Annotated in this window: 6 protein-coding genes; 1 reads left to right on the top strand and 5 read right to left on the bottom strand. The window is 44.6% G+C overall.

The window, feature by feature from the left end; genetic code table 11:
• Positions 1-28: 28 nt before the first annotated feature.
• Positions 29-2,740 carry a hypothetical protein gene (locus tag NV381_RS08490; protein ID WP_258212841.1) on the bottom strand — a complete coding sequence of 904 codons (2,712 nt, stop codon included), beginning with the start codon at positions 2,738-2,740 and terminating at the stop codon, positions 29-31.
• 324 nt (positions 2,741-3,064) lie between these two features.
• The gene (locus NV381_RS08485; protein ID WP_258212840.1) at positions 3,065-4,369 is read right to left on the bottom strand and encodes an alpha-L-fucosidase; all 1,305 of its coding nucleotides are present in this window, start codon (positions 4,367-4,369) and stop codon (positions 3,065-3,067) included.
• A gap of 382 nt (positions 4,370-4,751) precedes the next feature.
• Between NV381_RS08485 and NV381_RS08480 the strand changes: the two genes are divergently transcribed.
• On the top strand, positions 4,752-5,159 hold the full coding sequence (locus NV381_RS08480; protein WP_258212839.1) for a cbb3-type cytochrome c oxidase subunit I: 408 nt from the start codon (positions 4,752-4,754) through the stop codon (positions 5,157-5,159).
• Positions 5,160-5,298: 139 nt separating this feature from the next.
• Here NV381_RS08480 and NV381_RS08475 read toward each other — a convergent pair whose 3' ends face one another.
• The 3 genes from NV381_RS08475 to NV381_RS08465 all read right to left on the bottom strand — a co-directional run bounded on the left by NV381_RS08475 (position 5,299) and on the right by NV381_RS08465 (position 15,899).
• A complete protein-coding gene (locus tag NV381_RS08475; protein WP_258212838.1) occupies positions 5,299-13,758 on the bottom strand; it encodes an S-layer homology domain-containing protein in 8,460 nt (2,819 codons plus the stop codon).
• A gap of 286 nt (positions 13,759-14,044) precedes the next feature.
• On the bottom strand, positions 14,045-14,917 hold the full coding sequence (locus NV381_RS08470; protein ID WP_258212837.1) for a cupredoxin domain-containing protein: 873 nt from the start codon (positions 14,915-14,917) through the stop codon (positions 14,045-14,047).
• 31 nt (positions 14,918-14,948) lie between these two features.
• Positions 14,949-15,899, bottom strand: coding sequence for a TIGR03943 family putative permease subunit (locus tag NV381_RS08465; protein ID WP_258212836.1), 951 nt, complete (start codon positions 15,897-15,899; stop codon positions 14,949-14,951).
• Positions 15,900-15,917 lie beyond the last annotated feature (18 nt).

Here is a 15,917-nt window from a genome sequence, read left to right as displayed (position 1 = left end):
TCGTTTACCTTTGCTGCTGATTATTGCGCTATTCGTACAACCAATCCAAAGTGTCGACGCCATCGTTCTTATGCTCCACATCACGCGGCCGCATAACTTGATCTATAGGGACTATGCCGAGAATCAAGTAGGCTCCTCTGCCAAAGTCTAACGTATGGCGTCCCGCTTCATAGTTAAAAGCGTGTACATTTACAGAAGGATAAGCATACAAGCGGAGTCCCTTACGCAGAACCGGAGCGTATCCGCCCATATCGTCCGCATGTGTATTTTCTTCCAGGCTTGGTGCTTGAAGCCACTGCTGATCCTTATTATTGAAATACCCGATCAGCACTTGTGAAGGCTGCTCCAGCTCAATATCAAGTGTGATCCCTTTCAACCCTGCTTCCATTTGTCCAAAGCGGATCCCCGTCAATCCATTCAATTCCTCCGCACAGCTGACGATATGAATATCTCCATCCGTAAATACATGAGTCCCTTTCTCCACACGGAACAGCTCTGCATCGTCAGACAGCAGCTTAAAATGTACTTCCCGGTAAGGAACAATAGGTTCCTTCAAGTTTTGTAGTGCCTCCGGCAGTGTACCTGCTTTCAATTCCTCCAGATGCAGCTTGAATTGGTTTAGCTCTGTTTCATAGATCGGCAAGCATTGCTTCCAATGTCCGAATTCAAGACCGTTGCGAACAGGAACCTTTCGTTGAGGGGTCTGCATGCTGTTAGCAAACAGATACGTCTGCTCGGTTATACGGGTCAGCTCCCGATAGCTTTCCAAGCCAGTTTCCAAATGCATGGCTGCTTGCTCCAGCAAGTCAAGCCCATTAAAAAACTCCCCATGGACCGTATGTTTATAGGTCAATATGAGCATAGCGGCCTGAACCTTCTGCACATACACCTCGACCATATGCTGAAGTGCATACATATCGCTCGCCAAACGCTGAAATTCGTCCAGATTGCTTGTTACCGAACATTGCGCACGTTCAATTGCCCGTACAGCATCCGACGCATGACGCTTTGCATCCGCTATAATTTCCGGCGGTGTTTCTCCGATATGTGCTTCGCCCGCCAGCTCTCTTGTTATATAGTCCTCCAAACGTTCGCCCTGAGGCGCCTGCGATTCCCATAAATCCGCCCATGGCATATGACGGTCAGGGTTCGTCAGCTGACTCATCGTCATTCCCAGGCTCATCGTCTGGCGGTTGCCCTCCGTAATGCCAAATCTGCGCAGCAGCTTAGGCGCACATTCCCCTGAGGCATCATACGCATCAAGTATAGCTTCGCCCGCCTCAAAACTGCCGTATCTTTGCCCCAGCACTCCAATCCAGTATTGTCGTTCTGCTTGCGGTTCACGATCGGGATTCCATGCATATCGAAACCAGGAAGCGAACCAAATCCAGTCACGGTCCAATTGTCTCAGTCTTGGCTCAACTTTATCGGGTGCAAAGGGCCAATCCCAGAAAAAGAGTGGGTACAGGTGCAGCCCATTCGCTTTGAGCCGGTATTTGGCAGCCTGCATGCTTTTCTGGATAAAGGATGGTGATCCGTAACGAAAGGGCTCCAGGTTAGCAAGGATGTGCACATTGACGATATGTACAGTTTTCATGGAGCCAAGGCGATTATGAATGTCCTTCCATTTGCCCCGCGGCGTGTAGGTCGTCAAAGATTCACCGTTATATTTGGCTTCCGTAAATAAGTTCGGATAAAGCGGCAGCGCCGCTTCGATAACCTTTTGCGGTTCAATGGCGTGTGAGCGTAAAATAATCGGCGGCTTCTCTTTAACGTTCAGATCCTTCAGCCCTTCGAGCACACCGGCTATAATCGTTTCGTTAAACCATTCCACGCCGTAAATTTGCCCTTGCAGCGCTTCCCCAAGGCACACCATGAGCCCTACGTTCGGAAACGATTGGACAAATGCGGAAATGGACTTCTTATAATAATCGCTGGTTAATGGCAGCGGCTTGGGTTGATGCAGCTTCAAGCCATGCTTCTCCGCAAACGGCAGAGGAATATGAATGTTATAAAATTTGAGCACAACCCATATGCCCCGTTTATCCGCCTCTTCCGTCAACCAGCGGAAGGTCTCCACATTCAGAGCAAACTCCTCTTCCGTAACCTCGAGCGCTTCGGGATAATCCTCCAATCGAACCAAAGAAGAGAACGGATGACCGGTCCATAAATAAAAAATGTTGCAGCGCTGTTCCAGCATCATATCGAGGAAATCCAGCCATAAGCCACGATCATAAAACCATGGAAATCGGCCAGGCGTCAACGGGTACTCATAGGTTTGGCGCGGCGGCTCAACTGTTGTTTTCTGCAGGCCGATAGCCGGCCCCCTCAGGGCAAACCGTGGCGCATCCCCATAAGCGATATCTTCCGGCAGCAGCCCCGCAGTGCGAATACGCTCAGCAAGCTCCAAACAGCCGTATAATACCCCCGAGTCGTTACCTCCGGAAACAGCAACCATGTTTCCTGGACACGAGACTGCATAGAAGCCTTCTCCCTCCGGGGGTTCCGTGTGGTACAGCAGAACATCACGTTCTTCCAATTGTTGAAGAAACTGAGATTCGCTGCGGTTCCCGACAAACAGCTTTCTTCCAGCTATCGACCGATAGCTATCCCATGTCCAGGATACCGCTTCTTCGAATACATCGTATCCAGAATCCTGCAGTGCTTGTTTGAGCAGTTGGATTCCCATATTCACCCGCGGGGCGGGATTGTGATCATAAGCAAGTGTAATGCCTTTCATAATTGCATAATCCTCCCTGGCCAGACTTAGGAGTCTATTCAGATGAAAGCAAGCTCGTGAATATCTATCCACCATATTGGTTATTACAGAAAAGGGATGCTACTCCACCGCTACTCTACCCCACAAAGTGAAGATTATGCGTTGGAGAGGATTCCGAATACTTTGCGGGGACCCCGGGAAATTTAAGTTGTCTTTAATATAGCTTGCGGTAACAACTTAATTTCAAAGGCGGCCGTAAACTTTCCGTACCATTCCCTTATCCCTCCATAACCATATGAATAAATATTCACGAAAGTCTATCGTCCCATAGACTCTTAAGTTCATTTATTTTAAAAACAATTCAATTACCGGAACGGTCACATTCGGCTTCTTAACAGGCAGAGACAATACGAGTGTATTCTCGTCCCTGCCTTCCTTGAAGGCTCCGTTATCTATACCGCTTGCCACAAAGCCTTGCTTGAACCTAATTTCGGAAGCATCGTTCAGCAACTGGGCATATTCGACCTTGCCCGCCAAGCCGTGAAGCTGAATATTTTTGAATGGCCAGCTGTACACATGCACGTACATACGATTTGTTTGCGGGTTATACGTCAAGCGGCAATCTTGAGGGCACTCCAAGGTATCAGGTGCCTGCGTGCATCCATAAATCGAGCGGCTATGCCGTTTCATCCATTCGCCAATTCCTTTTAACCTGTCTATGGCCCGTTCATCAAACTCACCACGCCCGGTAGGACCAACGTTCAACAGCAGATTCCCCCCGCGGCTCACTGCATCTATCAGCATTTTGACTAAGACGTCCACGCTTTTCCATGTTTCCTCTTCTCGATGGTAGCCCCATGAACCGCTGAAGGTATGGCAGGTTTCCCATACGACGCGCTTGCCGTTCACCTGAACCCACTTGGTAGGCATATACTGCTCCGGCGTTGTTATATCTCCTCCAACCTGGAGGCGATCATTCAGTAAAATGCCCGGCTGCCTGGACCGGATCAAACGAATTAATTCTTCACTGCCCCAATCCTCCTTGCCTTTACCGGGCAATCCATTCTCCGAAGGAAATGAAAAATCATAAAACATCAGGTCTATTTTGCCGAACTCCGTCATTAGCTCTTTCGTTTGACCGTATAAATAATCGCGATAAATTGAGAAATCCAGTTCTTTGCTTCCAGCTATAAATTCCGGATCAAGACGGAGCGGATGCTTGGTATCAACGGTATAGTGCTTATGATGCCAGTCAATCAAGGAATAGTACAATCCGACCTTCATATCCCTGCTTCTAAATGCATCAATCATCGGTCTCAGAACGTCGCGCCCGGCAGGCGACTTGGTCGCTTTGTAATCGGTAAGCTTACTGTCCCACAAGCAAAAGCCTTCATGATGTTTGGTCGTTACCACGAAATATTTCATGCCTGCATCAGCTGCTAGCTGCGCCCACAGCTCAGGGTCATATAAATCCGGATCAAACCGGTTAAAATATTTGCTGCTATACTTCTCCCCGCTTAATTTCTCCCGTGACTGCAGCCATTCATGTCTGGCAGCCAATGAATATAGTCCCCAATGGATAAACAAACCGAAACGGTCATTAGTAAACCATTCACTATTTCCTTCCGTCGGCTCAACCTCAAATGTCATTCGAATATGCTCCTTTATTAATCCATTTCACTACTCATGGGTACAAGTTTAAAGGAAGTTTGCATATCGTTTATAGGTCGAATTTATCCTTTCTATAGGCGACACTTGCATTTTTAGTGAAATAACGAATGGTAATATCGAGCCCTTACTCAATTGTTGAAGCCTTCCCTGCGATATGTACAGGATCCAGAAAAGTACCCCTTGTCGAAGCGGATAAGCGCAACCCAAGATGACCCGATCATAGATGTTCATTACTTGGTCATGTAAAATGCAGGAGCTAAGACTCTTTTGGTTCCACCAGGGTATTGCCCATAATTAAGAGGGCTGAGGGGTTCTCTAATCTGGATCGAATTTTGTTAAATACTTGAAGAGGAGTTGTCTTATGGGTGCTAAGTTAATAAAAATTGCTTCTGTTTATTTTGTTGTAGGTGTGTTTTTTGGAATGTTTATGTCCATCACGCACCAATTTCAATTCGCTTCTGTACATGCCCATATCAATTTGGTTGGCTGGGTTTCACTTGCATTAGCGGGTTTTGTGTACCATGTATTTCCGAAGGCTGCCTCTTCCATACTGGGAAAAATCCATTTCTGGCTGCACAATATCGGATTGCCGATAATGATGATCGGGCTTGTGTTCCTTCTTAATGGAGTGGAAGCCGCGGAGCCTGTAGTTGCGATGGGCGGGACTTTGACCGCTATTGCTGTAGTCCTGTTTACCATTAACGTGTTAAAGAATGTCAGTGAAGCCAAAGATCAAAACATGACCCCTAACAAAACAGCATCCTTGTAAAACCCAGACCTATTTAGCCAAAAAAGAACCTTAATCCCCGTTTTACAATGGTGATTAAGGTTCTTTTTTTACAATTTGTGGAACTTTTAGTTTGTCTGAATCTATTCTTTTGGGACAGCTATCAACTTATGAAATCTGTTTATTTCTTTATTGCTTTTAAAATGACGGTTACAGCTTCAGCGCGCGTTGCATTTGCTTTTGGTTTGAATGTTCCATTTGCATACCCATTCACTGTACCATTGGCTGCTGCAGCGTCCACTTCCAGTTTGGCCCACTCTGAAATGTCCGAGCTGTCTGTAAATTTGGTTCCACTCGTCATCATTGGCAGCTTAGCCGCGCGGACAACCATTGCAGCCATCTGTTCACGGGTAATCAAATCATCTGGTCCAAAGGAATTATCGCTAAAGCCCGAGATGATTTCATAGGCCGCGGCGGTTTCAATTGACTTTTTAGCCCAGTGGTTAGCGGTATCCGCGAATATTTTCCCACTCTTTTCCTTAAGGCCTAAAGCCTTTACCATTGCTGCTGCAAATTCGGCACGGGTGATATTTCTTTCGGGTCCGAACGTTCCGTTTGGATATCCATCAATTGCGCCTGCCTTAATTAATTCACGAATACTATTCTCTGCCCAGTGGCCTTTAATATCCGTTAGATCCAAAGAAGCAGGTTTAGTTGGTGTTGATGTTGATGCGTCTTGAATGTTGGTTGAGAAAACAGCGAATTTTGTTAAGTGATTTACAGAACCGGTTACTACACCATTAACGATATCCACTTGCGGACTATCTAATGAAGTCCATTTCCGTTCTGTTTCATCGAGCCAATAAATCGACAATTTTGACTTTTCAGTGTCAACCTTCGTCTTATCGAAAGGCAAGCTGATCGAAATAGCTTTGGTAAATGGATTCTCTTTGTCCTTCTTAATTTCAAAGATATCACTTACCAGCTTGAGGGTTGCATCTGTAGCTAGGTCGGCCGTGTTAGTTACTTTCTCTACGGTCACTTTAATGTCGGAATTGATTGCATCTGCCGGAATGGCAATCTTGACTCCATTATTAATAATGGTTCCGCCAACAGCTGCAGAAATCATATCCGTGTTAACAGCCGATGCTCCTCCCCCACGATGTGAGCCGCTGCTTGAAGTAGGCTGGGACTCGGTATAGCTAACAAATTTGGTGAAATGCTTCGTCCAAATTACTAGGTCGTTGCCTACATCGATTTTCGCCTCTCCACCAGCCGAAAGTTTACTGTCAGCCTCTTCTTGAGTATCCGCTGTTAGCGTGTTAGTAATTGGTGCGATGACTCCGTCTCTAACAAATCCGGCTGATTTTCCTGCTTGGTTAGGTATTAACAGCCTTACAGCTTTGTCAAAAGTTAATGTTAGCTCCGGTACACCGACCTCGATTACTGCACTTACAATTCCGTTGGTTGCAGCAACACTATTGTTTGACAGAACCTCTGGCAGCTTAATCGTTCCATCCCAAGCGGCGGGAGCGGAAATAGTTACTCCGGAAGGCAGGGAGAGGCTAACCTCGCCTATTGAAGTTGTTTCCTTCGCTTCCACCAAAGGCATAGTAGCTTGTTTAGTATCTCCTACTGTAGTAGGTGTGACTTGTACTTTGGCATTAGTCACCCCTGATGGAATGATTAAACTTACTGGCTCTGTTGTTACTTGCACTGGCGTATTGGTTACTGTTATAGAAACCGCTCTTGTAATCAGCAAGGTGTATATTTTTCGTGCTGTTCCGTCTTTTGCTGTTACTTTTACCGTAATTGTGTTTAAACCTTCAGACAGATTGAATTCTTTACTGCTCGCCGTATCCCCGTTAATTTCCAGGATGGCGGTTGAATCGTCTGCGGCTGCCGTAACGCTTACGCTGCTTACGTTATTTCCCACACTCAGCGTATATTCCGATTTGTCCTTTGAGAAATTAATCGTTGCACCACTTAATTGCAGCGACTTTAAGTTAACGTTTGTAGTCGCCGGTACGATGACTGCAAGACTGGCTGTGTCCGCTGTCGTGTTGTCCGAGGTTCTCGTGATTGTAAACACGAGGTTTACAATCGTCTCCGTCCCTTGCGGCACAATAGTTCCATTCGTTGCTATCACTTCCGGATGGCTCGATGTTTTGATCGCAATTGTATAGCCCGCCGGTACGCTTGGCAGCGTTATGCTTGTCGCGTCTTTCGCCGGTGCCGCTACGGCTGTGATCTCTGCCGCTACTTCTGCTGCTGTTCGGCCAGAGAGCGATAATGCTTTTAGCTCCCTCGTATCTCTCACCCGAACACGTTTGCCATCGGCATATTTACCAGTAAGACCAACCGCTTCAAGCGTATCTCCCTTTTGGAGCTTCGGAATAGGTCCGGTTTGATTGATAATATATCCATCCGCAAAAACCAGGACAGCTCCTGAACCATCGTTAATAATATAAGAGTTACCATCCGGTATCTCTGTGACCTTACCAGTGACTTTAACTAATTGGCCCTGATTAGCTTCAGCATATGCCTCCAGTGTGCTGACGGCTTTAGGAACAACCGGAGCTCCAGGAGATGTGTTGAGTTTAACAATACTGTTTGAAAACTTATCAAACTCCAGCTCTGTATTATTCTCGAATATTTTAATGTGCCCGTATATCCGAACGGTGTCCCCAACTGCAAGGCTTCCGGCCGGCACTTCGTTAAATGCCATGATACCGCCAGTTTCATCCTGAACATAAACGGCGTCATAGAACGCTGTGGTCGTTACTTTACCTTGAATTATTGCTTCCGTACCCTCAGGCTTTGTACGAGCCTCACCAATAGGGAGCACCTTGGATTCAAGATGAGATAACCAATTGATTGCGTTAAGCGCGAAAGGATCGTTCCCCTTCGGATTGTACGTCTCATCCATTTGTTTATCATTGAAAATATTCATCCCAGTAACGATTATCCGACTATTCCCAATTGTTTCTGAAGCGATTAATGGTATTGCCGTTCCACCGGTTATTGAATCCAGGGGCGGACCGTTTTTCCCATTAGCCGTGAATACATTGTAAGGAACCGCATCAGACTTAACACTTGGCGTATCCTGGAATGTAGATTCGTTCCCTCTTACGAGAACCGTTACGGAGCTGCTGTCCTTAAGTGCAACTTTATTTCCTGCCCCGCCAATTCCGGCCAAGCTTGCTCCACTATAATATTCAATCGTTGGAACAAAATCCGTTAAATTGTTATTTACCGGTGTCGGATGCAGCCGCACAGAGAAATTGGATGTCAAAGGAGTGCTCCAGAAGTTTCCCTCCTTTGTTTCATCAAATACGCCATCATTATTTACTTGAATACTAGAGCCTATTCCAGACAATAAGCTGTTTGCATTTTGATTGGAGCCGCCAAAATTACTTTTTTCAGTCAGCAATAGCGACCCACCGTTAGATATAAACTTATTAATTGTTGAAACTTCATTCGTCGTGTAGGCAGAAGCAGGATGCGTAACCATCAATACGTTCACGTTGCTTAACACTTGATCCGTGATCTGTGCCGTATTTTCAAGCACTGTATACCCTTGCTTTCTCATCATAACCGTAAATAATTTCAAATTATCTTTATACGAACCGGCATCTAATGTAGTATTCTCATTTTGATGGGTAGCGTCGATCAGTATGATTTTACCTAGTGGCGCTTTAATCGTAAATTGCTGTTCAAATTTATTGTTCCCAAGATCATGCCCGTCTTTGGCCTCAAGCACAATAATAACCTTATGCTCTCCAACGACCGGATTTGACCACTTCACACTCGCTGAGCCAGAAGTGTTGGCCGGAAGCGAATCAATCGTTGCATCTCCTATGAAATGCTGGGAATCGATGCTGTCGTAATAAAAATGAGCAACTAAATTACTTACATTAATGCTTCCTTGATTGCTGATTCCTGCTTTTAAGTCGGCAGGAAGTCCACCAATAATGGCTCCTTCGGTTGCATCAACATTGCTTACTTGTACAGCTAGATCTTGGTTTGGAGACCAGATTGGTGAAGAATAGATGCGATCTCCGTCTTTTTGTGTAACTCTAACAACAAACCATTGCTGACCGCCCAAAACGGTAAAGCTCGGTTTCCAATTAAACGATGTAGAATCGGAAGTTGGAATATAGCTGTCTACGACTCTTCCACCATTCGTGATCAACTCAACCTTCGAGATATTATCATTGGAGGTTGTTTTCAGATAGCTGTATTTGGGATCTGAGGAAGCTTCCAATACAGGGTCACTGCCGGTTATATTAAATTCCAATGTTTTGGTATCCACTGTTGAACCCATATAATAGCCGCTTGCCAAAACATCCAGCTTGAAGTTAGGATCTTCGGACATGTATACGCGCATTTTTCTCATTGCATCAAGAAGGGATTCCTGACTAAGGTCGTTAGCTACAATTACAGTACGGTTTTTGGTTTGTCCCCAGGTTGCGTCATGGTTGTCCTCTCCGTATGTAGGAGCAACGTGCCAGCCTAAATCAAGCGCATTAAAAAACTTATCCTGAGCATTCGCATACGAGTATTTGCCCGAACCATTACCTACTTCAAGCATTGTGAACAGCTTGTCCACTTTTTTATCGTAGGGAATAAAGTTTGCAAATGCATTTGCAGACATCGCAGGATGATTGAATTGAGCTACGATGTTGTCATATGTCAAAACCCAGCTGTAATAATTTTTGAGATCCTGGTAGGTTCCGCCTTCTTCTACGCGATCAATAAAATTACTTGTTCCAAACACATTGGAATGGCCCCATGTTGTTGAAGTCATTTCAAATGCCGGAAAGACTACAAAGCTTCCGTTTTTCGTATAGCGATTGGCCAAATCTTTAGTTAGCTGCCAATTCGCTCCGCCTGAACGCTCTTTCATTCCGTTATGATCTACGGAATCTTTACCTACAAGACTTGAATCAATGTCATGGGAATGATCGGAAAAGGCAAACCAGTCATATTGATATTTCTCCGCTGCCTTTAAGGCGTCTTCAGGCGCACCATCCGCATCATGCGAAATATTGGTATGATTATGGGTCGTTCCCCTGTAATGATTGCCTCCGATAAATCTTTGCAGTACTTCAAAGCTCCAGGAATAAGCGGATAAATTACCAAGCTTATCTTTAGCTGAGACAGCAACTGTATGAACGCCTACAGATAGATCATTGTCTGAGGTCAAAGCTAACTTGATATCTTTTTCAGATATGGCCGCTTTTGAAGTGAAATCATTGCCATCGATTTTTATGCTGACTGATGACGTGTTTACCCCGTTAGGATCATCTAAAGCTACAGAAATAACAGGGTGGCCTGTATCAACGCTTTCACCATTTGCAGGTGATGCATTCGTATATGCAGGACCGTCTTTGTCTTCTACAACATCAATGCTGATCGGATTGTTAAAGTCCCCGGAAGATAGTGTCTTTCCGTTCCCTTTTGCTTCGATGTAATATAACAATTTACCAGCTGGCATACTTGCTTGCGGTATTTTTCCATTGTAGCTCTTACCGTCTGCCGAGCTCATAATAATCGGGTTAAAAGTCGAGTCTGCCGTCCCTTTATAATACAATGTAACGGAATCCGCATTTTTAGCAGCGGCAGTAAAGGAAACATCTATTCCGATATAAGCTTTGACTAGCGGAGTATGTGTGAACTGCAGCTCCCCTTTTACATCGGAAGCCGACCTTGGAAGCACATAATATCCACTTTTAAAAGGAGAACTGTTTTTGGATTGACCCACGATACCTGTAAAGGCATAGGTTCCTCCTTGTTCAATTGCTCCATTACTTACATCAATGCCGGAAGTCCCTAATATACGTACAATGGATAAATTTCCTGCATCATCGGTGATGGAAATGTCATAATCCGGACCGGATGAAGGTATATTCGTTACTGTTCCTGAGATCGTGACCAGCTTACCTTCCAATGGTTCTGCTGTTGCATAGCTATTCATCGAATTCAAGCTGATTAATTGAGGAGCAGGAGTTTGATCCGGGCCTACATGAGTAATTGTTGTCGGAACAAATCGGGTTGTCCCGGCAGTAAATACAACATGCCCGTCAATTTTGAATTTGTTGCCAGCCTGAATAGCGGTCACTGGAGCTTTACCGTCAATAATGTTGATACCGCCGGTTGCGTCTTGAATATAGAAATGGGTCTTCTCGGCTCCAAGTGCGTTATTGTTCGAAGTCGCAACTCCTTCAATGGTCGCAGCATAGCCCAGATTTAATGGAAAGCCGTTCACATCATTGATGCGTAATTGATCAATAGGTGTAACCGCGTTTGGATATCCCGTTACATTGACTCGGGAATATTTGCTTTCAACAGGGGTCGGCTCAGTCGAATCCGTATGAGTTACATAAATCGACTGATTGTTGCCGGGATTAGAGAAACTCAATGAGAACGATCCGTTGGCAGCTGCCGTAGCTTGTTGAACGGATGAAACGGTTTCCCCATTATACAAATACACTTTTACTGTAGCAGATGCCGGAACGGCATTCGCTGCGCCTGAGACGGACGCGGTCCCACTAGCTTGTGTAAAGGTAATTAAGGTTGAATCCGGTGAAGTCATGAATTTAGAGTTATGAATAATAACTTCATCCGGCTGGGATGGGCTGGAAGGAGCATTTATTACGAAATCCTTGGATGGGTCTTTCGTAAACCATCCGTTGCCTAAACCAAACGCAATCCTCGGATCGGAGCCTGTATTGGTTCTACGCAGCAGGGTCCCGCCTCCGATGCCCGTGTTATAGATTGGAGAGCCCCAGTGATCTGTTTTCGTTGCGAAGCTGGTGGTAGTCCCATTACCAAAAGCCACAATATCAATCGCTTTGGAATCATCTTGGCTGCTTAAACCGGTAATAGAATTAGCAAGGGCAAAAATGCCTCCCGTAGAACCACTGGGATTAATAGTGGTCGTTAGATCCGCTGTTACGGGAAGATTTGCACCTGTTCCCCCCGTACTTCCCGCTACAAGAAAATATCCATGAGCCTTGATCGTACCATTCAGCTTACTACCTGCTCCAAAGCTCGTTCCAGTTGCTGAGGTATAAATAAGGGCCCATTCATTGTTAAAATTAATATCCTGATTTGTTGTATTGTACAGCTCAAAAAACTTCGTTTTGTAGAATGCGCCGCCATTGCCACCATTAACATAAAGCTGGCTTAATACAACGTCTCCCGGGGAATAAGATGCGCCGGGAACGGATACGTTAACCGTTGTTTTATCGCTTTCTATTTTACCGGTTTCTTTGGAGGTTACGTATACGGCATTTTTGCCTCCAGGGTTCGTAATGGTTAGATTAAACGAGCCGTTCGCAGTCGCAGCCGTTGTGCCGGCCACTGTATTGTCATCGAAATAAACGCTAATCTGGGCATTATTCGCAGCAGCTCCGGCGGACCCAGTCACCGATGTTGATTTTGTAAATGCGATTTTGCTTGCATCCGGCTTTAATGTTTTTTGAATGGATACAGTCACTTTATCGCTTTCGTCATTGCCGCTTGCCATCGCTGATACTAATACGGATGTGCTGTGAGCCGTATTGCCGATCGTCAAATTGAATGAACCGTCACTCAGTGCATTCGTTGTCCCTGCAAGCGTATTGTCCGGTAAATAAACTTTAACAGCAGCAAGCCCATATACGGCTCCCGGAGCACCTTTTAGCGTCGTGTAGTCATCAAATAAAGTAATTTTGCTTGCATCCGGATTATTCGTTTTTGGAATCGCTCCAAAATCAACAGATACTTTACTGCTTTCGGTTTTTCCGCTCTCCAGAGAAGTTATGTAAACTTTGCGCTCTGAATTGGGATTATTAATTGTGATATTAAAAGCACCGTTTGTGTCCGCTGCTCCGGTACCTGCTACGGAATTATCGGCAAGATAAACCTTCACATTAGCTCCGCCATAAACAGCTCCGCTAACGCTCGAAACGTTCGTCAACGTATTAAAAGAGATTTTATTCGCATTAGGGGCAGCACTTTGGCTTTGACCCATTTTCACGCCATTAATAACGATGCCGGCGATTCTACTGTTGCCTCCACTCCCGGTCGCGGTACCGCTGCTAATAGGATTAGTTGTATAATTAAGCCAGCGAATATAGACAGTGGGCTTATCATTCACTTCACTAGGCAATGCAAGATTGTCCGGACCCGCTGTAATCGTAGCTGTATTTACATACGACCCGTTAGGAACATCATTGAACGTAGTACCATCTGTACTGTATTGAATTTTAAAATCCTTCGGACCTGTTCCAGTGCCGAAATGCTTAGAGGTAAGGGTTAGCTGGGAGTAACCCTTAGTACTGAGCTGCGCTTGCCAATAGCCTCCGACTGTTTGCCAGCCGCTAGTGTAAACTGTTGCGTCCGAAGCCGTGTAACTAACTCCCCGCTCCCCGCTTACCGTAAACAATGCATTCGTTAAGTTAGCATTGGTTCCGCTGGTCGCAGCGATTGCCACAGGGCTCGTAGCTGCTGTGGAAAAGGTCCACCCCGCAACAATCTCTGGAGCAGCAAATACCTTTTGAACTCCGGCATTTGGTAAAATCATCGTTACCAACATCATTACAATCAACGCAAGACTATACCATCTTTTATTTTTATTAATAAGACCAAACATTCTGCGCACACCTCCAGTTAGCATAAAAAAAAAGGATGCAATCATTCCATCCATTTATATCCAAACCCTAATTAACAACGTCCAACAACTTGTTTGTATACTTCATTCGTTTTATTGAATATAAGTCACTATTTCCCCCCTAGACTACTAAGCCTGTCCTGATGTCAATTCTGCTGCTGTTCCCTTTCTATGAAGTAATGGCAATGACTGCTTGACAACTATAACAGCCTTTTGTAAATAGAATGTTTTCACAAAGTTAAGTTTTCTTTAATAAACCACTTTTCAATTACTTCTTTTTTGTAACGGTAAAGCTTCCTTTGAAATCTCCTGTACCCAGCATAAATTCATATTTTCCAGGCTGAGGATTATCCAGAAGAAATGAATTTTTTCCTTCCTTTAATGGCGCATCAATTTTTAAATCCTTAGAAACCAGCTTAAAGCCGTTACCTGCGTTTGAGCTTACATTAAAAATGACCTTGATCATTGTATTTGCTTTAAAATCAATATTTTTAGGATTAAAACCAGAAGCTGTCACATCGATTGTCGCTACTTGAAGATCGTTTTCCTCATCCATTGAGGTAACTTGGCTTTGTATTTGGCCTATTTGCCCCATTGCGATTTTGCTTTTATTCAATATGACGCCCCCAACCATCACGAAAACTACTGAAGCAAGAAGAATGGTTTGAATAAAGGGATATCCTTTGGCAGCAGGCGTAAGAGGAGCATTCTTAAGCTGCCCCTTATTTATTTGGTAATCAAATACTCTTAACAGCAAGTAAATACAAACGATATATCCCAGATCAGTAATAATAATGACGTTGCCTGATATGAATATCATACTGCCAAGAACAATGCCGATGAGTGTACCCAAAAATCCTGACAATATCCCGTTGATCACATCAAGCATATGAAACGGTTTACCTGCAAGAAATCCAATCGTAAGGGCAAACAAACCACTAATAACAATACTTAGGGTGATCTGATATTCTAGAGTTTGAACGGTCAGTATGCCGAGAAAAGCACTGGAGACGGCAACCATCGCCATTGAACTCAGCTTTCCGGCTGAGCCTGCAATCAATCCCTTGTAACGATGTATACGAGCAATAAAATATCCGGTGATAAGAAGAACGATGAATAAGCTTCCGATGCTAAGCAGCATGGCAAACACCTCTTTATTCGTTACGCGAACGTTATAGTTTTGAAGCAAAATTCCAGTCGGGGTAAACGTAAGGAACGCTCGGCTCAGCTGCGGGTTGGACTTTCTCGACTATAAGTTTTATTACAGGCTGTCCATTGTATACGGTTTTTCCTATTTTTCCGGTAATAGTGACCCATGAATCATTAGCTAGAGCATTCGAGTCGGACGCCTCCGCTATAATTCCATATGGGGATATATCGGCTATACAATGAGTCATGCCCATTCTGCCTACAATAAATTGATTGCCAGGTAATCCAGCTTCCCGATATACAAAACCTTTTATTAGAATCTCTTTATTCCGAAAATTGTCAGCAAAGGAATTTAATGCATGGAGCTTTTCAATAAACCACTCATCCTTCATTTCAATCGATTGCTGCTTGTACAGCATCATGCCTAATCTGGCATAATCCCGATCATATACATTAGCTTTAAATAACTGCTTTAATGCAGGATCTTCATTACCGCCCAGCTCAACGAGTTCTCCTGATGTTTGGATGGACCGAACGGCATAACCGCCTAAATTCATTCCCTTTTTATCGACCAAGGAGCTGGCAGTCGCTTTATTGGGCAAGCATGACCCAAGCACAAGCGGGATGATAAATAACCCGTAGATAACAATATTTTTCCATAAGGATCCATCCATTCCATGAGCATGATGATGCCCGAAAGCAAGCTCCTGAGAATCATTTGACTCCTGATGATCGTGACCGCATGAACAGGGGATAGCTTGCTGTTTCAGAGAAAGGAAGGCAATATAAAATTGAAAACCAGCAGTAATAAAAAGTGCCGCATCGGCTAATTTCACGTAAATGACAAGCTGCGGAACGATAAACTGAAGAATTTCACCCGAAATTAATACATAGGCGATATAAACTGCAAAACCTGTCAAAATCGCCGCTCTTAAAAAATAATGAACATTGACAGAGCTGATTTTTACGTTCACAAATTCACCTTCCCTTGC

The organism is Paenibacillus radicis (ex Xue et al. 2023) (genome assembly GCF_024722015.1).
GTDB lineage: Bacteria > Bacillota > Bacilli > Paenibacillales > NBRC-103111 > Paenibacillus_S.
Note: the sequence above shows the minus strand (reverse complement) of the source record. Positions and strands in the feature narration are given on the sequence as shown.

What these genes read in the sequence shown, in the direction of transcription:
- NV381_RS08490 (WP_258212841.1), bottom strand. Translation starts at nt 2,740, where the DNA reads ATGAAAGGCATTACACTTGCTTATGATCACAATCCCGCCCCGCGGGTG.
- NV381_RS08485 (WP_258212840.1), bottom strand. Translation starts at nt 4,369, where the DNA reads ATGACATTTGAGGTTGAGCCGACGGAAGGAAATAGTGAATGGTTTACT.
- NV381_RS08480 (WP_258212839.1), top strand. Translation starts at nt 4,752, where the DNA reads ATGGGTGCTAAGTTAATAAAAATTGCTTCTGTTTATTTTGTTGTAGGT.
- NV381_RS08475 (WP_258212838.1), bottom strand. Translation starts at nt 13,758, where the DNA reads ATGTTTGGTCTTATTAATAAAAATAAAAGATGGTATAGTCTTGCGTTG.
- NV381_RS08470 (WP_258212837.1), bottom strand. Translation starts at nt 14,917, where the DNA reads ATGCTGCTTAGCATCGGAAGCTTATTCATCGTTCTTCTTATCACCGGA.